A 19,319-nucleotide genomic window follows, 5' to 3' on the forward strand; every position below is an offset into this window, starting at 1 on the left:
CGATGAGGGAGGACTTCCATGCCCCTGTCCCGACGGGGTCTGCTCACCGCGAGCACCGCGGCCGCCGCGCTCGCCCTGACTTCCGCCCCCGCACACGCCCGTCCCCGCCCGTTCGGCCGCTACGGCTCCCCGGCCCGCCGCCTCACCCCGGGCACCCTGTACGTCGACCCGCACGGCCGCGGCGACTTCGCCTCCGTCCAGGCCGCGGTCACCGCCGCCACCGGCGGCGGCCGGACCCTGGTCATCGCCCCGGGCACCTACCGCGAGACGGTCGCCGTCGACCCCGGCCGTACGGAGATGACCTGGATCGGCGCCACCGGGGACCCGCGGGACGTGGTGATCGTCCACGACAACGCCGCCGGCACCCCCAAGCCCGGCGGCGGCACCCACGGCACCACCGGTTCGGCGACGGCCACCGTCCAGGCCGACGGCTTCACCGCCCGCTGGATCACCTTCGCCAACGACTGGCTGCGCGCCGACCACCCCGGCACCACCGGCACCCAGGCCGTCGCCCTCAAGGCGCAGGGCGACCGGAGCGCCTTCTGGCACTGCCGCTTCCTCGGCCACCAGGACACCCTGTACGCCGACTCACCGGCCCTGTCCGTCTTCGCCCGGCAGTACTACGCCCACTGCTACGCCGAGGGAGACGTCGACTTCGTCTTCGGACGGGCCGCCGCCGTGTTCGAGCACTGCCGCTTCCGCACCCTGAACCGCACGGACCTGGCCGCCGCGCCCTACGGCTTCGTCTTCGCGCCCTCCACCGCCGCCGCCAACCCGCACGGCTTCCTGGTCACCCGGAGCCGCATCACCAGCGAGGCCCCGGACGCCTTCTACAAGCTGGCCCGCCCCTGGGTCCCCAGCTCCGACCCCACCGCCCGCCCGATGCTCACCGTCCGCGACACCTGGCTCGGCCCCGGCATCGACGCGGCCACCCCCTACACGGACATGGCGGCGGCCCACCCCTGGCAGGAGCAGCGGTTCGCCGAGTACCGCACCACCGGCCCCGGAGCGGTCGTCACCGTCCCGGAGAACCGGCCCCGGCTGACCGACGCGCAGGCCGCGTCGGCGACCAGGGCGGCCTGGCTCGGCGACTGGACGCCGTGGGCGGAGCGCTGACGCCGAGCCGCACGGCACGGCCACCGGGGCAGACGGGAATTGCCAGACAGGCTTCAGGAGGGCTCGTGCGGGGCGAAGTCGCCGGTCACCGCGTAGGCGTGGCCGTCGGCGGTCCCCGTCATGACGTAGCCGTCGTCCTTCGCGTCCCGCCCTCCGCGGGCATGGTCGTACTGCCCGGCGAACACCCACTCGCCCGCCGGCACCGTACGTCCCCGCCTCAGCGTCCACGTGTAGACGACGAACCCGTCCTTCTCCGCGACGCTCAGGGCGAAGTCCGCCTCGGGCAGCGAGCGCCAGGCGCCCGTGGAGGTCACCCCGCCGGTCTGCGCGATCCTCAGCTCCACCGTGAGCGACGTGAGCCTTTCCGACGTCTTCAGGGTCAGATTGCTCTGCGCCCAGAAGTCGTTGCTGTGCGGGTCGACCGAGCCGTCCGACCACAGGGGGCCGCTGCGCTCGGCGCGGGCCGTCGGCGGCCCGTTGGAGGCGGTGGCCTCCGGGGTGGCGGAGGCGGACGAGGAAGGCGAGGAGGACGGCGTCCGGGACGGCTCGCCGGCGGTGCCCGTGGGCGTCGGGCCGGCCGTGCGGACGGGCGGTGCCGGGGCCGTGGTGCGCTCCGGGGACGCGCTGGGCGCCGGCGGGACGGCCACCGTCCGGCGGGCCGGCGGCTCGTCCTTCACCGCGGACGCCACCGCGTAGCCGCCGACCGCGAGCACTCCGGCCACCGCGGCCGTCGCGGAGACCACCCGGAACCAGCCCACCACCGGCGGGCGCACGGCCCGGTGGCCGGGGCGGGACGGCTCGGCCATGCCGCGCTCCACCCGGGCCAGGATGCGCGCGCGGTCCGGTTCATGGGCCCCGGCCGCCTCGTGCAGCCGGGCGCGCAGCTCGTCGTGCACGTCCTGCCGCCTCATCGGTTCCTTCCTCCGCTCTCCCCGCCCCGGGCCGCCATCACCGCGTGCACCCGCCGCGGGTCGCCCTGCGGGCCGAGCAGCCGCTGGAGTTCGGCCATGCCCTTGGACGTCTGGCTCTTAACCGTACCCACCGAGATCCCGAGCGCGAGCGCGGTGTCCTTCTCCGACAGGTCGAACGCGTGCCGGAGCACCACGCACGCCCGCTTCCGGAACGGCAGCCTGCGCAGCGCCCCCTGGACGTCCACCACGCCGGCGACGTCCGGGTTCTCGGTGCGTTCCTCGGCGCGCGGCCAGAACAGCGCGATCCGCCGCCGCTCGCGCACGGCGCCGCGGATCCGGGTACGGGCCAGGTTGGCGACCACGCCTCGCGCGTACGCCACCGGATGGTCGGCCGCGCGCACCCGGTCCCAGCGGTGCCACAGGGCCAGCAGGGCGTCCGCCGCCAGATCGTCGGCGGCGTCCGGCTCGCCGGTCAACAGGTGGGCGAGGCGGGCGAGTTCGGCGTAGTGCCGTTCGAAGAAGGCATGGAACTCCACGGAGGCTGCGTCGTCGACGACTGTGCCCACGGGTGACCTCTTCTCGATACGCGCTCTGGAGGTGAGTGTCATGTGAATGACATGCGGGGAGTCCAGGGAGGCCCGGACGGAGATCCGGAAGCGTAGCAGTGATCGTTTAGGCGTTTTCGTACGGGGGGTCGGACAGCGTATGGCTGACCGAACCCGTTGAGAGAACACGGAAACGACCCGAAGAGGGTTCGAAAGGAGAGGAAAGAAGAGGCGATCCCGGACGGGACCGGGGGAGTGCGTGGCGCCCCGTTTCCTGCCGGGGCGCCACGGCGGGGCTACTTCAGCGCCGCCCGCATCATGGCCCGGGCCACCGGCGCCGCCAGGCCGTTGCCGCTCACCTCGGAGCGGGCCGCGTCGGACTGCTCCACCATCACCGCGACGGCCACTTCCTTGCCGTTGCCGTCCGACTTGCCGTACGAGGTGAACCACGCGTACGGCGTCTTGCTGTTGTTCTCACCGTGCTGCGCGGTGCCGGTCTTGCCGCCGACGGTCACCCCGTCGATCAGCGCGTTGGTGCCGGTACCGTCCTTCACCACCGTCACCATCGCCGACTGAAGCTGCTCGGCGGTGGTGGAGCTGATGATCTCCGAGGTGCCGGTGTCGTCGTCGTAGTCCTTCAGCACGTCGCCGCCGCTGTCGGTGATCCGCGCGACCATGTGCGGCGACACCAGCTTGCCGCCGTTGGCGATGGCCGCCGAGACCATGGCCATCTGGAGCGGGGTCGCCGTGACGTCGAACTGGCCGATGCCGGACAGGGCCGTCTGCGCCTTGTCCATGTCGGAGGGGTAGACGCTCGGGTAGGCGCGCACCGGCACGTCCTGCTCCGCGTCGTTGAAGCCGAACTTCTCGGCCATGTCCCTGACCTTCTCCTGCCCCAGCTCGACGGCCATGTGACCGAAGACGTTGTTGCACGAGTAGCGCAGGGCGACCCGGATGGAGGCGTTCTTGCACGGCGCCGACTTGCTCTCGTTGTTCAGCGGGAGCACCGTGCCCGGCATGATGTACGGATCGGGACTGTCCGTGGTTTCGTCCACGTTCTTGTACAACCCGGTCTCCAGCGCGGCGGCGGCGACGACCAGCTTGAACGTCGAGCCGGGCGGCAGTGGCTGGCGCAGCGCGCGGTTGGTGAGCGGCTTCTCCTTGTCCGCGTTGAGCGCCTTCCACGCCGTGCCCGCGGTGCTCGCGTCGGTGAGCGCGGAGGGGTCGTAGGACGGCGTCGAGACCACGGCGAGGATCTTCCCGGTCTTCGGGTCGATCGCGACGGCCCCGCCCTTCTTGCCGCCCAGCGCGCGATAGCCCGCCTTCTGCACGGCCGGATCGATCGTCGTGATGACGTCGCCCGGGTCGGCGCGCTCCCCGGTGACGGTGTCCATCACGGTCTTGAGCTGGTTGTCCGTGCCGTTGAGCAGGTCCTTGTAGATGCCCTCCAGCTGGGTGGGGGCGTAGGCCTGCGAGGCATAGCCCGTCACCGGGGCGTACAGCTCGCCGTTCGTGTACGTCCGCTTGTACGCGAGGTCGCTTCCCTTCGTCCGCGCGGAGCCGGTGATCGCGTCCCCGGCCACGATGATGTTCCCCAGGGGACGCGAGTACGTCGCGATCACGTTCCGCCGGTTGTCGTTGTCGTCCGCGAGGGCCTGACCGTCGTAGAACTGGAGCCACGTCGCCCTGACCAGCAGGGCGAGCACGAGCAGCAGCGTGAAGACGGACGCCCGCCTGATCGTCTTGTTCATCCCGCTCGGAAGACGAGCGGACCGGGGGCGATCGTTCCCGTACGACCCGTTTTTTCATCCGGCCTTCAGGAAACGGCCCGGCTCCGTGCCCGGGAAGGGACGGCCCCGGCCTTCAGGACGCCGCCGCTCCGGGCCGGTCCGCGGCGCCCTGAAGGACGAGGACGACCTCCTCGATCTCCGCGCCCCGTCCGTTCGCGAACCCGCGCGCCCGGGCCGCCTCGCGGAACCCGCACTTCTCCAGCACGCGCAGCGACCCCGCGTTGTCCGCCGCCGCGCGTGCGTACAGCGGCCGTTCGGGGACCTCGGCGAGCAGGGCCCGCAGCGCGGCCGTCGCCACGCCCCGGCCCCAGTACGCGCGGTCGATCCAGTACGTCACCTCGCGCTCGCCGGCCGCTCCGTACACCGCCGCGTTGCCCGCCACCGCCCCGTCGGCCAGGACCGTGCGCAGCACGGCGCAGGTGGCGCGCAGCCGCCGCCAGTAGGCCGCGAAGTCCTCCGGGCGGGAGGGGCCCTCCGGGCCGAACGCGGCCATCCGGAGGGCCTCCGGGTCGGTCATCTGGCGGTGGAACACCGGCACGTCACTGTCCCGGACGGCGCGCAGCGCGATCTCCATACGACCGAGCCTACGGCTCCCGGCTCAGAGCCGGCGGGTCGCCAGCGTCAGCCGGTCCCGCGCGTCGAACAGCGCGTCCTTGACCATCTGCTCGTGGGCCGGGGTCAGCCGGGCCACCGGGACCGAGCAGCTGATGGCGTCCCGCGCGGGCGTGCGGTACGGGATGGCCACGCCGAAGCAGCGCAGGCCCAGCGTGTTCTCCTCGCGGTCGACGGCGAAGCCCTGCTCCCGGACCTGGCGCAGCTCCTCGATCAGCCGCTCCCGGTCGGTGATGGTGTGCTCGGTGAGCGCCGGCAGCGTCTGAGGCAGCAGCTTGCGCACCTGCTCGTCGGTGTAGGTGGCGAGGATCGCCTTGCCGAGGGAGGTGGAGTGGGCGGGCAGCCGGCGGCCGACCCGGGTGAAGGGCCGCAGGTAGTGCTGGGACTGGCGGGTGGCCAGATAGACCACGTTGGTGCCGTCGAGCCGGGCCAGGTGGATGGTCTCCGTGGTGTCGTCGGAGAGCCGGTCCAAAGTGGGCCGGGCGGCGGCCACCACCTCGTCGCCGTCGATGTAGGAGGTGCCCACGAGCAGCGCCCGCACCCCGATGCCGTACCGCGTGCCCGTGGCGTCCGTCTCCACCCAGCCCAGCTCCACCAGCGTGCGCAGCAGCATGTAGAGGCTGGACTTGGGATAACCCACGGCCTCCTGGACGGCCGCGAGGGAGTGCATACCGGGCCGGCCGGCGAAGTACTCGAGCAGTTCCACGGTCCGTACCGCGGACTTGACCTGCGCCCCGCCCCCTGTGTCGCCTGCCGTCATCGCCCTTGACCCCTTCGTTCGACGAGGACCTGAGATATATAGTCTCCGAGCAGCGTTCATCATCAGAGACGGCGTTCAGTATATCGAACGCAGCCGAGGGGTGACGCGCATGGTTCGGGATAGTGCGGCCTTTTTGGGAGGGACCCGCGGTGGCAGCAGCACCAGTCTGGAGTGTCGACCCGCGCACCGGGAAGCAGCGTGAACAGGTTGCGGCCGAGGCCACAGCCCAGGAGGTCGACGCGGCGGTCCGCGCGGCACAGGCGGCGCGCGAGGCGCTCGCCGACCGCGCGGTCCGCGCCGCCTTCCTGCGCTCGGCCGCCGCGGGCCTGGAGGCGGCCCGGGACGGCCTGGTCGAGACCGCCGACGCCGAGACCGCCCTCGGCCAGGTCCGGCTGACCGGCGAACTCGCCCGGACGGCGTACCAGTTGCGGGCCTTCGCGGACATCGTCGACGAAGGCGCCTTCCTCGACGTCGTCATCGACCACCCCGACGACACCGCGACCCCGCCCGTGCCCGACCTGCGCCGCTACAAGGTGCCGCTCGGCGTCGTCGCCGTCTACTCGGCCTCCAACTTCCCCTTCGCCTTCTCCGTCGCCGGCGGCGACACCGCGAGCGCGCTCGCCGCGGGCTGCCCGGTCGTGGTCAAGGCCCACCCCGACCACCCGGCGCTGTCCGAGCGGGTCGCCGGGGTGCTGCGCGAGGCCGCCGCCGCGCACGGCATCCCCGAGGGTGTCGTCGGCCTGGTGCACGGCTTCGAGGCGGGCCTCGAACTGATCAGGCACCCGCTGGTCGCCGCCGCCGGCTTCACCGGCTCGATCCGCGGCGGCCGGGCGCTGTTCGACGCCGCCGCCGCGCGTCCGGTGCCGATCCCGTTCCACGGCGAACTCGGCTCGCTGAACCCGGTCCTGGTGACCGAGGCCGCCGCGGCCGAGCGGGCCGAGGAGATCGGCGGCGGGCTCGCCGGGTCGATGACCCTCGGCGTCGGCCAGTTCTGCGTCAAGCCCGGCCTGGTGCTGGTGCCCTCCGGCGCGGGCGGCGACCAACTGGTGAAGGCCCTGGCCGACGCCGTCGCCGGCACCGACGCCGGGGTGCTGCTCGACCACCGCATGCGGGACAACTTCGTCGCCGGGGTGGCCGAACGCGCCCAGCTGCCGGACGTGGACGCGCCCGTCACCCCGGGCGAGGGCGGCGAGCACACGGTCAGCGCGGGCTTCCTCACCGTGCCGGCGGCCAAGCTGGCGGAGGAGGGCGACCACGACGTGCTCCTGGAGGAGTGCTTCGGGCCGGTCACCGTGGTGGCCCGCTACACCGACGAGCAGGAGGCCAAGACCGTCCTGTCCCGGCTGCCGGGCAACCTCACCGCGACGGTCCAGCTCTCCGCGCAGGAGGCCGCGGGCCAGGGCCGGGGGCCGGAGCTGCTCGCCGAGCTGACCCCGCTGGCCGGACGCGTGCTGGTCAACGGCTGGCCGACCGGGGTCGCCGTGGCACCGGCCCAGCACCACGGCGGTCCCTACCCGGCGACCACCTCCACCTCGACGTCCGTGGGCGGCACCGCCATCGAGCGGTGGCTGCGGCCGGTCGCCTACCAGAACGCGCCGGAGGCCCTGCTGCCGGCCGAGCTGAAGGACGACAACCCCCTCGGCCTGCCCCGCCGCTTCAACGGGCGGCTGGAGCGGTAACCGGCCCGCTCTGCTGGTCGGACGGTTGGCCGGCGTGGTGACCCGTCCGCCCCCGCCGCTTCCACGGGCGGCTGGAGCGGTCACCCGCCGGCAGCCGAGCAGGAACGTCAGGGCGAGCGGGGCCGCCGCCATCGGCCGGGCCGCCCGCGGCCCGGCGGCGAAACCGCCGGCCGCCAGGGCGCCGAACACAGCGACGCCGGGCCCGCCGGAGATCTGCCGGGCCGCGTCGAGCGCCCCGGCGGCCGGCCCCGCCCGCACGGCGTCCGTCATCACCGTGGCGAGCGCCGGGACGGCCGGCGCGACACCGGCCGCCCTCGGCACCGCCGGCACGGCCACCCCGGCGGCCGGTGTCCCCGCGTCCACGGCGAACAGGCCCGCCGGTCCCACCACGTGGCCGGCATCCCGCCCGCCACCGGGCCGGCGAGGCGGGCGTGGACACCGTGACGTCGATGGCGTACGCGCGCGGCCGGAGCGCCGGTACGGGAATGCGGAGGGCTGCTTGAACGTTCATGTTCCCGGCCCGTGGAGATCCCCCGTGGCCGTACGACCTTGAAGAGAGCCGAAGACATGCGCGTCGAGATCTGGAGCGACATCGCCTGCCCGTGGTGCTACGTGGGCAAGGCCCGCTTCGAGAAGGCGCTGAATGCCTTCCCGCACCGCGACGAGGTCGAGGTGGTGCACCGCTCCTTCGAGCTGGACCCGGGCCGCGCCAAGGACGATGTCCAGCCGGTGATCACCATGCTGACCAGGAAGTACGGCATGAGCGAGGCCCAGGCCCAGGCCGGCGAGGACAACCTCGGCGCCCAGGCCGCCGCCGAGGGCCTGGACTACCGCACCCGGGACCGCGACCACGGCAACACCTTCGACATGCACCGCCTGCTGCACTTCGCCAAGGAGCACGGCCGGCAGGACGCGCTGATCCAGCTCCTGTACCGGGCCAACTTCGCCGAGGAGCGGTCCGTCTTCACCGAGGGCGACGCGCGCCTGGTGGAGCTGGCCGCCGAGGCCGGACTCGACGCCGAGGCCGCCCGCGCCGTCCTCGCCGACCCGGACGCCTACGCCGACGAGGTCCGCGCCGACGAGGACGAGGCCGCCCGGCTCGGCGCCACCGGCGTGCCGTTCTTCGTCCTCGACCGCAAGTACGGCGTCTCCGGCGCCCAGCCCGCCGAGGTCTTCACCCAGGCGCTGACCCAGGCCTGGGGCGAGCGCCCCGCGCTGCGGCTGGTCGGCGGGGGCGACAGCGACGCCTGCGGTCCCGACGGCTGCGCGGTTCCGCAGCACGGCTGAGAAACCGCAGGTGAGGGCCGACGTATAAGCGCGCCTAAGGGCCGCCACGCGAACATCGGCAATGGACGGGGAGTTCCGGGCGTCGCAGAGTGGTCCCATGCAGACCACGGAGACGTTCGACCGCCTCGTCCGCGCCGAGTTCCGCCCTCGGGGCACCTATCTCAACACCGCGAGCAACGGCCTGCTGCCGGCCCGCGCCGTCGCCGCCCTCCAGGAGGCGGCACTGCTGCGGGCCGAGGGCCGGCCGCTGACCCCGCTGTACGAGGACGTGGAGGCGAGCCGGGCCGCGTTCGCCCGGCTCGCCGGGGTGCCGGCCGGCCGGGTCGCGGCCGGCGCCTCCGTCGCCGCGCACACCGGTGTGATCGCCGCCGCGCTGCCCGCGGGTGCCGAAGTCCTCACCGCCGAAGGCGATTTCACGTCCGTGCTCAACCCGTTCCACGTCCGCGGCGACCTCAAGATCCGCACGGTCCCGCTGGAGCGGATCGCCGAGTCCGTCCGGCCGGGCACCGCGCTCGTCGCGGTCAGCGCCGTGCAGTCCGCCGACGGCCGGCTCGCCGACCTGCCCGCCCTGCGCGAGGCCGCCCGCGCCCACGGCGCCCGCACCTACGTCGACTTCTCCCAGGCCGCCGGCTGGCTGCCCGTCGAGGCGGACGCCTACGACTTCACCGCGAGCGTCGCCTTCAAGTGGCTGCTGGGCCCGCACGGCGCCGCCTTCCTCACCGTCCCCGAGGACTTCGGCGGACTCACGCCGGTGCTCGCGGGCTGGGTCGCGGCCGAGCGTCCGTGGGACAGCTGCTACGGCCCGGTCGCCGAACTCGCCCAGTCGGCCCGGCGGTTCGACCTCACCCACGCCCTGTTCACCTTCGCCGGACTGCGCCGCTCCCTCGAACTCGTCGAGGAACTGGGCGTGTCCGCGATCCACGCCCACGACACCGCGCTCGCCGACCGGTTCCGCGCGGGGCTCGCCCGCCTCGGCCACGAACCGGTCCCGGCCCCGGGCTCGGCGATCGTCTCGGTGCCCGGACTGGGCGCCCGGCAGCGGGAGCTGAGCGAGGCGGGCATCGAGGTCTCCGACCGCGCGGGCAACCTGCGCGCGGCCTTCCACCTCTACAACACGGCCGAGGACGTGGACCGCCTGCTGGAGAGGCTGTCCGGCTGACACGGCCGGGCCGGGACCCCCGTCCCACACGGGAGGTCCCGGCCCGGTGTCCGGGGCGGCTACCGCACCGGCGTGAAGTCCCGGGCGCCGATGAACTCCGGCCGGCGCACCGGGGCCGCGAACGGCTCGACCGCCGTGTTCTCCACGCTGTTGAACACGATGAAGACGTTGCTGCGCGGGAACGGCGTGATGTTGTCGCCGGAGCCGTGCATGGCGTTGCAGTCGAACCAGGTCGCCGAGCCGGCCTTGCCGGTGAACAGCCTGATGCCGTACTCGCCCGCCAGCGAGGTCAGCGCCTCGTCGGACGGGGTGCCCGCGTCCTGCATCTGGAGGGACTTCTTGTAGTTGTCCTTCGGCGTGGCACCGGCGCAGCCGAGGAACGTCCGGTGCGAACCCGGCATGATCATCAGGCCGCCGTTGGTGTCGTGATTCTCGGTCAGCGCGATGGAGACGGACACCGTGCGCATGTTCGGCAGGCCGTCCTCGGCGTGCCAGGTCTCGAAGTCCGAGTGCCAGTAGAAGCCGCTCGCGCCGAAGCCCGGCTTGACGTTGATCCGGGACTGGTGGACGTACACGTCCGAGCCGAGGATCTGGCGGGCGCGGCCCACCACTCGCGGGTCGCGCACCAGGTTCGCGAACACCTCGCTGATCCGGTGGACCTCGAAGACCGAGCGGATCTCCTTCGACTTCGGCTCCACGATGGAGCGCTCGTCGGCGCGGATCGCCGGGTCGGAGACCAGCCGGTCCAGCTCGCGCTTGCAGACCTCGACCTCGTCCGGACCGATCAGCTCGTCGACGGCGAGGAAGCCGTCGCGCTCGTACGCCTGGAGGTCGGCGGTCGCGATCGGGCCCGGGGTGTCCGGGGCGCCCCAGACGACGGGGTCCTGGCGGGGGACGGTCACCTCGGTGGTGCCGCGGGTCGGGTAGAGATCCCTCACGGTGGCGGTGGTCATGGTCCTCACACCTCCTCGGGCTCGGTGAGCAGGGGGTAGACGCCGTTCTCGTCGTGGTCCTCCCGGCCGGTGACCGGCGGGTTGAACACGCAGATGCAGTGGAAGTCCTCCTTGACGCGCAGCGTGTGCCGCTCGTGCCCGTCGAGGAGGTACATGGTGCCGGGCGTGATGGTGTACGTCTTCCCGGTCTCCTGGTCGGTGAGTTCGGCCTCGCCCCGGGTGCAGACGACGGCCTCGATGTGGTTGGCGTACCACATCGACGTCTCGGTCCCGGCGTACAGAATCGTTTCGTGCAGGGAGAAGCCGACCCGCTCCCGGGCCAGGACGATCCGCTTGCTCTCCCAGGTGCCCGACGCCGCCTTCACATGACGGTCGGTGCCCTCGATCTCCTTGAACGATCGGACGATCACGGTGGTGCTCTTCCTCCTTGCCCGGCCCGTGCCAGGCGGTCTCCAGGCGGTTCTCGGTTCTCAGGCGGTTTCTAGGCGGTTTCGCGGACGGAGCGGGCGAGGACGCTCAGGCCCTCGTCCAGCTCCTCGGGGGTCACGGTGAGCGCGGGCAGCAGCTTGACGACCTCGCCCTGCGGGCCGGACGTCTCGATCAGCAGCCCCAGTTCGAAGGCGCGCCGGGCGACCCGCGCGGCCCGGTCCTTCTCGTGGAACTCCAGGCCCCAGACGAGGCCGCGCCCGCGGTACTCCTTGACGTCCGCGAGGTTCTCCTCGGTGATGGAGACCAGGGCCCGCTCGACCTGCTCACCGCGGGCGCGGGTCTGCTTCTCCATGGCCGAGCCGTCGGTCCAGTACGTCTCCAGGGCGGCGGTGGCGGTGACGAACGCCGGGTTGTTGCCGCGGAAGGTGCCGTTGTGCTCGCCCGGCTCCCAGACGTCCAGCTCCGGCCGGAACAGGCACAGCGACATCGGCAGGCCGTAGCCGCTGATCGACTTGGAGACGGTGACGATGTCCGGGGTGATGCCCGCCTCCTCGAAGGAGAAGAAGGCGCCGGTGCGGCCGCAGCCCATCTGGATGTCGTCGACGATCAGCAGCATGTCCTGCCGCTCGCACAGCTCCTTCAGCGCGCGCAGCCACTCGGGCCGCGCGACGTTGATGCCGCCCTCGCCCTGCACGGTCTCCACGATCACCGCGGCGGGCTTGTCCAGTCCGGAGCCCTGGTCCTGGAGCAGCCGCTCGAACCACAGGAAGTCCGGCACCGTGCCGTCGAAGTAGTTGTCGAACGGCATCGGCGTGCCGTGCACCAGCGGGATGCCGGCGCCGGCCCGCTTGAAGGCGTTGCCGGTGACGGCGAGCGAGCCCAGCGACATGCCGTGGAAGGCGTTGGTGAACGACACGACCGCCTCGCGGCCCTTCACCTTCCTGGCCAGCTTCAGCGCGGACTCCACCGCGTTGGTGCCCGTCGGCCCCGGGAACATCACCTTGTACGGCAGGTCGCGCGGGCGCAGCACCAGGTCCTGGAAGGTGCGCAGGAAGGTCCGCTTGGCCGTGGTCGACATGTCCAGGCCGTGCGTGACGCCGTCCCGTTCCAGATAGTCGAGCAGCGCCCGTTTCAGTACCGGGTTGTTGTGGCCGTAGTTGAGTGATCCGGCACCGGCGAAGAAGTCGAGGTAGGCGTGGCCGTCCTCGTCGTACATCCGGCTGCCCTGGGCCCGGTCGAAGACGGCGGGCCAGCCGCGGCAGTAGCTGCGTACCTCGGATTCGAGGGTCTCGAACACGCTCAGGTCGGGCTGGGTGATGGTCACGGTGAAACGCTCCTCACAGGGCGGTGGACTCGGTCAGCGGGCCGATGCGGTACAGGACTTCGGGGTCGTGCGAGCCGCCCGGGAACAGGTCGGCGGGGAACAGCACCTCGCGGGTGACCCGTGCGCCGTGCCGCTCGGCGAACGAGGTGAACAGGCGCTCGGAGGCGGTGTTGCCGGGGGTGATGGTGGTCTCCAGCTCGGTGATGCCGTGCTCGGCGGCGAGCCGCGCGGTCAGTGCGTCCAGCAGCCTCCCGGCGATGCCGTGGCCCCGGTGCGCGGAGTCGACGGCCACCTGCCAGACGAGCAGGGTGCGGGGACGGCCGGGCCGCAGGTATCCGGTGACGAAGCCGACCGGCTCCCCGTCCGCACCACGGGCCACCACCGAGGTGCCGGCGAAGTCCCGGCACCACAGCAGATAGCTGTAGGACGAGTTCAGATCGAGGGTTTTCGAGTCCTTGGCGATACGCCAGAGCGCGGCCCCGTCGCGGGCCGCCGGATGGTCGATGAGCAGGTCTGCGGGTGCGGCGGTCATGCGGCACGAATTTAGCGAGGTGAATTCGAAAATGCACGGGAGTCGAGGCGAGGTCTCTGTGACGCCGGGGACTAATGTCCGTAATGTCCCTGGGAAAAACGGGACGAATCACCTTTGCTGTGGAACGTGTCACAGCCTGAAATGCCCCGGAAACTCACTGGAAAAGTTGCCCGTTTAGCTCTGCAAAAAGCGGGCAGAAGAAGACGGGAAGCTACCGTCCGGAGAATTTGCGGGAATTGTGAAATTGAAATGGAGTGGGTTTCGATAACGTCCGGGCATAAAAAAGTTCCCGGGAGCGGAGCCCCCGGGAACCGCGACCGACGGCTAACGCCAGGCGTTCTCCACGGCCCGGCGGGCGGCGGCCGGATCGACCGGCACGCCCAGCTCCGCGAGCGCCGCGCCCAGCGCCGCCAGCGAACCCTGCACCGCGCCCGGCGTCGCGTCCCGGCCGTAGTGGTTGACCCGGATCATCTCCTTGGCCAGCGCCCCGCCCCCGGCCGCCAGCGGCAGCGCGGGATCGCTCTCCAGGGCCCGCGCCACCAGGTCCGACGCCGCCACGCCGGAGGGCGCCCGCAGCGTCGTGGCGACCGGCGCCGCGTCCCGCTCCTCGTACACATACGGCTCCAGGCCCCCGCCCAGCGCCAGCGCGCCGTCCCGCGCGGCCCGCGCCGCGCGCCGGTGCCGCGCCATCACCGTCTCCAGCCCCTCCGACTCGATCCGCTCCAGGCACGCCTGGAGCGCCAGCATCTCCAGCTGGGCCGGCGCGTGCGGCAGCGCCTTGCGGCCGGCGTCGATCCAGCGCTCCTTCCAGTCCAGCAGGGACAGATAGGAGCGGCGCGGGGCGTTCGGGTTGGCGGCCATCCGGGCCCACGCCCGCTCGCTCACCGAGATCGCCGACACGCCCGCCGGACCGCCCATCGCCTTCTGCGCCCCGATCACGCACAGGTCCACGCCCCACACGTCCGGCAGCACCGGCTCCGCGCCCACGGACGCCACCGCGTCCAGATAGAAAAGGGCGCCCTGCTCCCGCACCGCCTCGCCGATCTCCGCGACCGGGTTGGTGTTGCCGGTCGCCGCCTCGGCGTGCACCAGCGACACGAAGTCGATCTCCGGGTGCTCGGCGAACGCCTCCCGGATCCGTCCGGCGGTCACCGCCGTGTGGAAGGGGACGGCGAGGTCGTGCACGGTGGCACCGGCGTCCCGCAGCCAGTCGCCGAAGGTCTGCCCGTACGGACCGGTGATCACGTTCAGCGCCACCGTGCCCGGGCCGGCCGCCGCGCGGATCGCGCCCTCCAGGGGCAGCAGCGCCTCGCCCTGGGTGATCAGGACGTCCTGCCGGGTGTCCAGCAGCCGGGCCACGCCGTCCTCGATGGCGGCGAAGCGCTCGGCACCGAGCGGGGGCAGGTCGAGGAAGGGATGGGTCACGGCGTGCTCTCTCTTCATACGCGGAAGTCGATTCTCTCGATCTTAGGTGCAGCGGCTCCGTTACCATGGGTTTGATTTGAGGGGCTCAAACTTTTCCTTATAATCGGAACCCATTGTTCCCCTACCGGGAGATTCCCCCCATGACAACGCTCCTCGGACGCCGGACCCGCGCTCTGGCAGCCATCACCGTGACGGCCGGGCTCGCGCTCGTGGCCGGCTGCTCCTCGGACGACGGCGGGGGAAGCGGCAAGACCACCGTCAAGGGCGTCCACCTGGCCAAGGCCGGCCGGCTGACCACCTGCACCCACCTTCCGTACCCGCCGTTCCAGTCGGAGATCGACGGCAAGGTGCAGGGCTTCGACGTCGCCCTGATCGACCTCGTCGCCAAGGACCTCGGTGTCGAGCAGAAGATCCTCGACACGCCCTTCGAGAACTTCAAGACCGGCGCCTTCCTGAACTCCGGCGAGTGCGACCTGGCCGCCGCCGGCATGACCATCACCGACGAGCGCAAGAAGAACGTCGACTTCTCCGACCCGTACTTCGAGGCGACCCAGGCCGTCCTCGTCGCCAAGGACAGCGGCCTCACCTCGCTCGCCGACGTCAAGGCCAAGGGCAAGAAGCTCGGCGCCCAGGCGCAGACCACGGGCGAGGACTACGTGAAGGGCAAGGGCTACGACCCGATCTCCTTCGAGTCCTCCGACGCCGTCCTCAACGGTCTGCGCACCGGCCAGGTCAAGGCCGTCGTCATCGACTACCCGGTCGTCCAGGGCTGGCTGAAGGACAAGGCCAACGCGGACCAGTTCAAGGTCGTCGACAACCTCAAGACCGGCGAGCAGTACGGCTTCACCGTCAAGAAGGGCAACACGGCGCTGCGCGACGCCATCAACAAGGCGCTGGGGCAGGCCAAGGCCGACGGCACCTACAAGAAGATCTACGAGAAGTGGATCGGCCCGTACGAGGCGTCCGTCGCCTCTCCCGCCGCCTCATGACCGACACGGACACACCCCTCCAGCCGAAGAAGAAGGGACTGACCCGGCGGCAGAAGCGCGCTTTGTCGCGAGGCGCGCAGTACGCCGTCTTCGCCGCCGCCGTGATCGCCTTCGCGGCCACGGCCGACTGGGGCCGGCTGAAGAACCAGTTCGCCCAGGCCGACATCGCGCGGCAGATGTTCCCGGACGTCATCACGCTGGCGCTGAAGAACACCGTGCTGTACACGCTGTCCGGCTTCGTCGTCGGGCTGGTCCTCGGCATGGTCATCGCGCTGATGCGGCTGTCCTCCGTGGGCCCCTACCGCTGGCTGGCGAGCGTCTACATCGAGATCTTCCGCGGCCTGCCCGCCCTGCTGATCTTCATCTTCGTCGGCGTGGCCGTTCCGCTCGCGTTCCCGGGCACGGAGATCCCCGGCGGCACCTACGGCAAGGTCGCCCTCGCGCTCGGCCTGGTCTCGGCCGCCTACATGGCCGAGACCATCCGCGCCGGCATCCAGGCCGTGCCCAAGGGACAGCTGGAGGCGGCCCGTTCGCTCGGCTTCTCGCCGGCGAAGGCCATGGTCTCGATCATCATCCCGCAGGCGTTCCGGATCATCCTGCCGCCGCTCACCAACGAACTCGTCCTGCTGTTCAAGGACTCCTCGCTGGTGCTGTTCCTCGGGGTCACCCTGGAGGAACGGGAACTGTCCAAGTTCGGCCGGGACCTGGCCAGTACGACCGCCAACTCCACGCCGATCCTGGTCGCGGGCCTGTGCTACCTGCTGGTCACCGTCCCGCTCAGCTTCGTCGTCCGCCGCATGGAGACCAAGGCCCAGGAGGCGATCCGGTGACCCGCCCCGAGATCGAGGTCCGCGGACTGCACAAGTCCTTCGGCGACAACGAGGTGCTGCGCGGCATCGACCTGGAGATCGGCCAGGGCGAGGTCGTCTGCGTCATCGGCCCCTCCGGCTCCGGCAAGTCGACGCTGCTGCGCTGCGTGAACCTGCTGGAGGAGCCCACCAAGGGCCAGGTCTTCGTCGGCGGCACCGAGGTGACCGACCCCGACGTCGACATCGACGCCGTACGCCGCCGTATCGGCATGGTCTTCCAGCAGTTCAACCTCTTCCCGCACCTGAGCGTCACCGAGAACCTCACGCTGCCCCAGCGCCGGGTCCTTCGGCGGGACAAGGCGACCGCCGCGCGGATCGCCGCCGAGAACCTGGCCCGGGTCGGCCTCGCCGAGAAGGCGGACGCCTACCCGGCCTCGCTCTCCGGCGGCCAGCAGCAGCGCGTCGCCATCGCCCGCGCGCTCGCCATGGGCCCCGAGGTGATGCTCTTCGACGAGCCGACCTCCGCGCTCGACCCCGAGCTGGTCGGCGACGTCCTCGCCGTCATGCGCATGCTCGCCCGGGAGGGCATGACGATGATGGTCGTCACCCACGAGATGTCCTTCGCCCGCGAGGTCGCCGACCGGGTCGTCTTCATGGACGGCGGAGTGATCGTCGAGGACGGCAGCCCCGAGCGGGTCATCGGAGACCCGGGCCACGAACGCACCCGGCACTTCCTGTCCCGGCTGCTGGACCCGGCGATGGCCGAGGTGGAGGAGGACACCTCCGGCCGGGTGGGCGGGTCCGAGCCGTAGGCCGTTAGGGTGCGGTGCATGAGCGATGGCGCCGTGCTGCAGGTGAAGGGACGCGTCCTGGCCGGTCCGGACGACGTCCGGGACGAGCTGTGGGTGGTCGGGGGCCGGATCTCCTACGACCGCCCCGCCGGAGCCCGGGACGTGCGGACCGTCACCGGCTGGGCCCTGCCCGGCCTGGTCGACGCGCACTGCCACGTCGGCCTGGACGCGCACGGCCCCGTCGACGCCGAGACCGCCGAGAAGCAGGCGCTCACCGACCGGGACGCGGGCACCCTGCTGATCCGGGACGCCGGCTCGCCCTCCGACACCCGCTGGATCGACGACCGCGCCGACCTGCCGAAGATCATCCGGGCGGGCCGGCACATCGCCCGCACCCGCCGCTACATCCGCAACTACGCCTGGGAGATCGAACCGGACGACCTGGTCGCCCACGTCGCCCGGGAGGCCCGGCGCGGCGACGGCTGGGTCAAGCTGGTCGGCGACTGGATCGACCGCGACCTCGGCGACCTCGCGCCCTGCTGGCCCCGCGAGGCGGTGGAAGCGGCCATCGCCGAGGCCCACCGGCTCGGCGCCCGGGTCACCGCGCACTGTTTCGCCGAGAGTTCGCTGCGCGACCTGGTCGAGGCGGGCATCGACTGCGTCGAGCACGCGACCGGGCTGAGCGAGGACCTGATCCCGCTGTTCGCCGAGCGGGGCGTCGCCATCGTGCCCACCCTCGTCAACATCGGCACCTTCCCGAAGCTCGCGCAGGACGGCGAGCGGAAGTTCCCGCGCTGGTCCGCCCATATGCGCCGGCTGCACGAACGGCGTTACGACACCGTGCGCGGCGCCTACGACGCAGGCATCCCGGTCTACGTCGGCACGGACGCCGGCGGCTCGCTGGCCCACGGTCTGGTCGCCGAGGAGGTCGCCGAACTGGTCACCGCCGGCATCCCGCCCGTCGAGGCGCTGTCGGCGACGGCCTGGGGCGCCCGCGCCTGGCTCGGCCGGCCCGGACTGGAGGAGGGCGCGCCCGCCGACCTGGTGGTGTACGAGACCGATCCGCGGGCCGACGTACGGGTGCTGGCGGCGCCGCGCCGGGTGGTGCTGAACGGGCGGGTCGTCGAGTAGACGAGCGTCTGATTCGAATCGCCGTGCGGGGTATTCACGTTCGGGTGAAGTAGCCCTGGAACGCTGACCGTTCACCCACACCGGGGACAAGGTTGACGGGTCCCAAGCAATTCCTTCTGGGGGTCCCACCGCCTTGAACAGCAACAACTTCCGCATGCCCGCACGCCGTCCGCTCGCCCTCGCGACGGCCGCCCTCCTCACCGCGGCGCCCGTGGTCCTGGGCGCGGGCAGCGCGCACGCGACCACCGGCCACGGCCGCGCCTCCGCCGTCGTGCTGCGCACCGCGCTCGACGTGTCCCTGCTGAACAAGACCGTGAACGTCCCGCTCGCGGTCTCCCTCGACGAGGTCCGGGCACCGCGCAGCGCGGACCGCACGGCGCTGTCCGCCCGGCTCGACGGCGTCGACGGCGGCAGGCCGTTCACCGTGCTCGGCGCGGACGTCGCCGAGTCGAAGGCCACGGTCACCGCCCGGCGCGCCGAGGGCTCGGTCAACGTCGCCCACGCCCGGCTGCACGTCCCCGGGCTGCCGCTGCTGTCCCTGATCGAGGCCGACGCGATCACCGCGAAGGCCACCTGCGCGGCCGGTGAGGCGCCCACCGCCGCCGCGAACGTCCTCGGCACCGTCACCGTCCTCGGCACCCGCGTCACCCTGACCGCCGGCGGCCCCGCCGAGGTGAAGGTGCCCGGCGTCGGCGAGGTCCGCCTCGACCTGTCCCGCCACACCACGACGACCCGGACGGCCGCCGCGACCGCCCTCGAACTCAAGGTCTCCGTCAACCCCTTGAAGCTCAATGTCGCCGAGGTCGAGGGCACGCTCACCCTGGCCGAGGCCACCTGCGAGTCCCCGACGGCCCCGCCCGCCACCGAGCCGGCCGCGAGCCACGACCCGGCCGCCGGCCCCCGCCCCCAGGGCGCCCCGTCGGAAGCCGACCTCGCGGAAACGGGCGGCAACCCGGCGACCCCGTACCTCGCGGGCGGCGCCCTGGCGTTGCTCCTGGCGGGCGGAGGAGCGCTGACCCTGGCCCGCCGCAGGAGGCGCTGACGGCCCCGGGGGCCTCACCGGCCCCCGGGCCGCTT

General features: G+C 72.2%; 19 protein-coding genes. 9 read left to right on the top strand and 10 right to left on the bottom strand.

The window, feature by feature from the left end; all coding sequences use genetic code 11:
* Nucleotides 1-18 precede the first annotated feature (18 nt).
* Nucleotides 19-1,116: a pectinesterase family protein gene (locus SCK26_RS28520; protein ID WP_318204197.1), complete on the top strand. Its 1,098-nt coding sequence runs from the start codon at nt 19-21 to the stop codon at nt 1,114-1,116.
* Nucleotides 1,117-1,169: 53 nt separating this feature from the next.
* Here SCK26_RS28520 and SCK26_RS28525 read toward each other — a convergent pair whose 3' ends face one another.
* The 5 genes from SCK26_RS28525 to SCK26_RS28545 form a co-directional block, all read right to left on the bottom strand.
* On the bottom strand, nt 1,170-2,027 hold the full coding sequence (locus SCK26_RS28525) for a hypothetical protein (protein WP_318204198.1): 858 nt from the start codon (nt 2,025-2,027) through the stop codon (nt 1,170-1,172).
* A complete protein-coding gene (locus SCK26_RS28530) occupies nt 2,024-2,593 on the bottom strand; it encodes a SigE family RNA polymerase sigma factor (RefSeq protein ID WP_318204199.1) in 570 nt (189 codons plus the stop codon). Before SCK26_RS28530 ends, SCK26_RS28525 begins: the two co-directional genes overlap by 4 nt.
* Nucleotides 2,594-2,868: 275 nt before the next feature.
* A complete protein-coding gene (locus SCK26_RS28535; protein WP_318204200.1) occupies nt 2,869-4,323 on the bottom strand; it encodes a peptidoglycan D,D-transpeptidase FtsI family protein in 1,455 nt (484 codons plus the stop codon).
* A 112-nt stretch (nt 4,324-4,435) separates the two neighbouring features.
* Nucleotides 4,436-4,936 carry a GNAT family N-acetyltransferase gene (locus SCK26_RS28540; RefSeq protein WP_318204201.1) on the bottom strand — a complete coding sequence of 167 codons (501 nt, stop codon included), beginning with the start codon at nt 4,934-4,936 and terminating at the stop codon, nt 4,436-4,438.
* Between the two features lie 24 nt (nt 4,937-4,960).
* Nucleotides 4,961-5,734, bottom strand: coding sequence for an IclR family transcriptional regulator (locus SCK26_RS28545; protein ID WP_318204202.1), 774 nt, complete (start codon nt 5,732-5,734; stop codon nt 4,961-4,963).
* 149 nt (nt 5,735-5,883) lie between these two features.
* Here SCK26_RS28545 and SCK26_RS28550 point away from each other — a divergent pair, with 149 nt between their 5' ends.
* From SCK26_RS28550 to SCK26_RS28560, 3 genes are all read left to right on the top strand, one after another.
* Nucleotides 5,884-7,413, top strand: a complete 1,530-nt coding sequence (locus SCK26_RS28550; RefSeq protein ID WP_318204203.1) for an aldehyde dehydrogenase (NADP(+)) — start codon at nt 5,884-5,886, stop codon at nt 7,411-7,413.
* A gap of 567 nt (nt 7,414-7,980) precedes the next feature.
* Entirely contained in the window at nt 7,981-8,700 is a 720-nt protein-coding gene (locus SCK26_RS28555) for a DsbA family oxidoreductase (RefSeq protein WP_318204204.1), read from the top strand.
* A 97-nt stretch (nt 8,701-8,797) separates the two neighbouring features.
* A complete protein-coding gene (locus SCK26_RS28560) occupies nt 8,798-9,859 on the top strand; it encodes an aminotransferase class V-fold PLP-dependent enzyme (RefSeq protein ID WP_318204205.1) in 1,062 nt (353 codons plus the stop codon).
* A gap of 59 nt (nt 9,860-9,918) precedes the next feature.
* Here the strand turns inward: SCK26_RS28560 and thpD are convergent, their stop codons facing one another.
* From thpD to SCK26_RS28585, 5 genes are all read right to left on the bottom strand, one after another.
* Nucleotides 9,919-10,812 carry an ectoine hydroxylase gene (gene thpD, locus SCK26_RS28565; RefSeq protein ID WP_318204206.1) on the bottom strand — a complete coding sequence of 298 codons (894 nt, stop codon included), beginning with the start codon at nt 10,810-10,812 and terminating at the stop codon, nt 9,919-9,921.
* A gap of 5 nt (nt 10,813-10,817) precedes the next feature.
* Nucleotides 10,818-11,222: an ectoine synthase gene (locus SCK26_RS28570; protein WP_318204207.1), complete on the bottom strand. Its 405-nt coding sequence runs from the start codon at nt 11,220-11,222 to the stop codon at nt 10,818-10,820.
* A gap of 71 nt (nt 11,223-11,293) precedes the next feature.
* Nucleotides 11,294-12,565, bottom strand: a complete 1,272-nt coding sequence (gene ectB, locus SCK26_RS28575; protein ID WP_318204208.1) for a diaminobutyrate--2-oxoglutarate transaminase — start codon at nt 12,563-12,565, stop codon at nt 11,294-11,296.
* A 13-nt stretch (nt 12,566-12,578) separates the two neighbouring features.
* Complete coding sequence (gene ectA / locus SCK26_RS28580; RefSeq protein ID WP_318204209.1) at nt 12,579-13,097, bottom strand: diaminobutyrate acetyltransferase; 519 nt, start codon at nt 13,095-13,097, stop codon at nt 12,579-12,581.
* A 324-nt stretch (nt 13,098-13,421) separates the two neighbouring features.
* Complete coding sequence (locus SCK26_RS28585) at nt 13,422-14,522, bottom strand: pyridoxal-phosphate-dependent aminotransferase family protein (protein WP_318206117.1); 1,101 nt, start codon at nt 14,520-14,522, stop codon at nt 13,422-13,424.
* A gap of 140 nt (nt 14,523-14,662) precedes the next feature.
* Between SCK26_RS28585 and SCK26_RS28590 the strand changes: the two genes are divergently transcribed.
* From SCK26_RS28590 to SCK26_RS28610, 5 genes are all read left to right on the top strand, one after another.
* Entirely contained in the window at nt 14,663-15,511 is an 849-nt protein-coding gene (locus SCK26_RS28590) for a transporter substrate-binding domain-containing protein (protein ID WP_318204210.1), read from the top strand.
* Nucleotides 15,508-16,341, top strand: a complete 834-nt coding sequence (locus SCK26_RS28595) for an amino acid ABC transporter permease (protein WP_318204211.1) — start codon at nt 15,508-15,510, stop codon at nt 16,339-16,341. Before SCK26_RS28590 ends, SCK26_RS28595 begins: the two co-directional genes overlap by 4 nt.
* Nucleotides 16,338-17,132, top strand: a complete 795-nt coding sequence (locus SCK26_RS28600; RefSeq protein WP_318204212.1) for an amino acid ABC transporter ATP-binding protein — start codon at nt 16,338-16,340, stop codon at nt 17,130-17,132. Before SCK26_RS28595 ends, SCK26_RS28600 begins: the two co-directional genes overlap by 4 nt.
* Before the next feature lie 18 nt (nt 17,133-17,150).
* A complete protein-coding gene (locus tag SCK26_RS28605; RefSeq protein WP_318204213.1) occupies nt 17,151-18,242 on the top strand; it encodes an amidohydrolase family protein in 1,092 nt (363 codons plus the stop codon).
* Nucleotides 18,243-18,375: 133 nt separating this feature from the next.
* Nucleotides 18,376-19,284: an SCO1860 family LAETG-anchored protein gene (locus SCK26_RS28610; protein WP_318204214.1), complete on the top strand. Its 909-nt coding sequence runs from the start codon at nt 18,376-18,378 to the stop codon at nt 19,282-19,284.
* Nucleotides 19,285-19,319: the final 35 nt, after the last annotated feature.

Source organism: Streptomyces sp. SCL15-4 (assembly GCF_033366695.1).
Classification (GTDB): domain Bacteria; phylum Actinomycetota; class Actinomycetes; order Streptomycetales; family Streptomycetaceae; genus Streptomyces.

What these genes read in the sequence shown, in the direction of transcription:
- ectA (WP_318204209.1), bottom strand. Translation starts at nt 13,097, where the DNA reads ATGACCGCCGCACCCGCAGACCTGCTCATCGACCATCCGGCGGCCCGC.
- SCK26_RS28520 (WP_318204197.1), top strand. Translation starts at nt 19, where the DNA reads ATGCCCCTGTCCCGACGGGGTCTGCTCACCGCGAGCACCGCGGCCGCC.
- SCK26_RS28560 (WP_318204205.1), top strand. Translation starts at nt 8,798, where the DNA reads ATGCAGACCACGGAGACGTTCGACCGCCTCGTCCGCGCCGAGTTCCGC.
- SCK26_RS28595 (WP_318204211.1), top strand. Translation starts at nt 15,508, where the DNA reads ATGACCGACACGGACACACCCCTCCAGCCGAAGAAGAAGGGACTGACC.
- SCK26_RS28540 (WP_318204201.1), bottom strand. Translation starts at nt 4,936, where the DNA reads ATGGAGATCGCGCTGCGCGCCGTCCGGGACAGTGACGTGCCGGTGTTC.
- SCK26_RS28545 (WP_318204202.1), bottom strand. Translation starts at nt 5,734, where the DNA reads ATGACGGCAGGCGACACAGGGGGCGGGGCGCAGGTCAAGTCCGCGGTA.
- SCK26_RS28555 (WP_318204204.1), top strand. Translation starts at nt 7,981, where the DNA reads ATGCGCGTCGAGATCTGGAGCGACATCGCCTGCCCGTGGTGCTACGTG.
- SCK26_RS28590 (WP_318204210.1), top strand. Translation starts at nt 14,663, where the DNA reads ATGACAACGCTCCTCGGACGCCGGACCCGCGCTCTGGCAGCCATCACC.
- SCK26_RS28605 (WP_318204213.1), top strand. Translation starts at nt 17,151, where the DNA reads ATGAGCGATGGCGCCGTGCTGCAGGTGAAGGGACGCGTCCTGGCCGGT.
- SCK26_RS28535 (WP_318204200.1), bottom strand. Translation starts at nt 4,323, where the DNA reads ATGAACAAGACGATCAGGCGGGCGTCCGTCTTCACGCTGCTGCTCGTG.
- SCK26_RS28525 (WP_318204198.1), bottom strand. Translation starts at nt 2,027, where the DNA reads ATGAGGCGGCAGGACGTGCACGACGAGCTGCGCGCCCGGCTGCACGAG.
- thpD (WP_318204206.1), bottom strand. Translation starts at nt 10,812, where the DNA reads ATGACCACCGCCACCGTGAGGGATCTCTACCCGACCCGCGGCACCACC.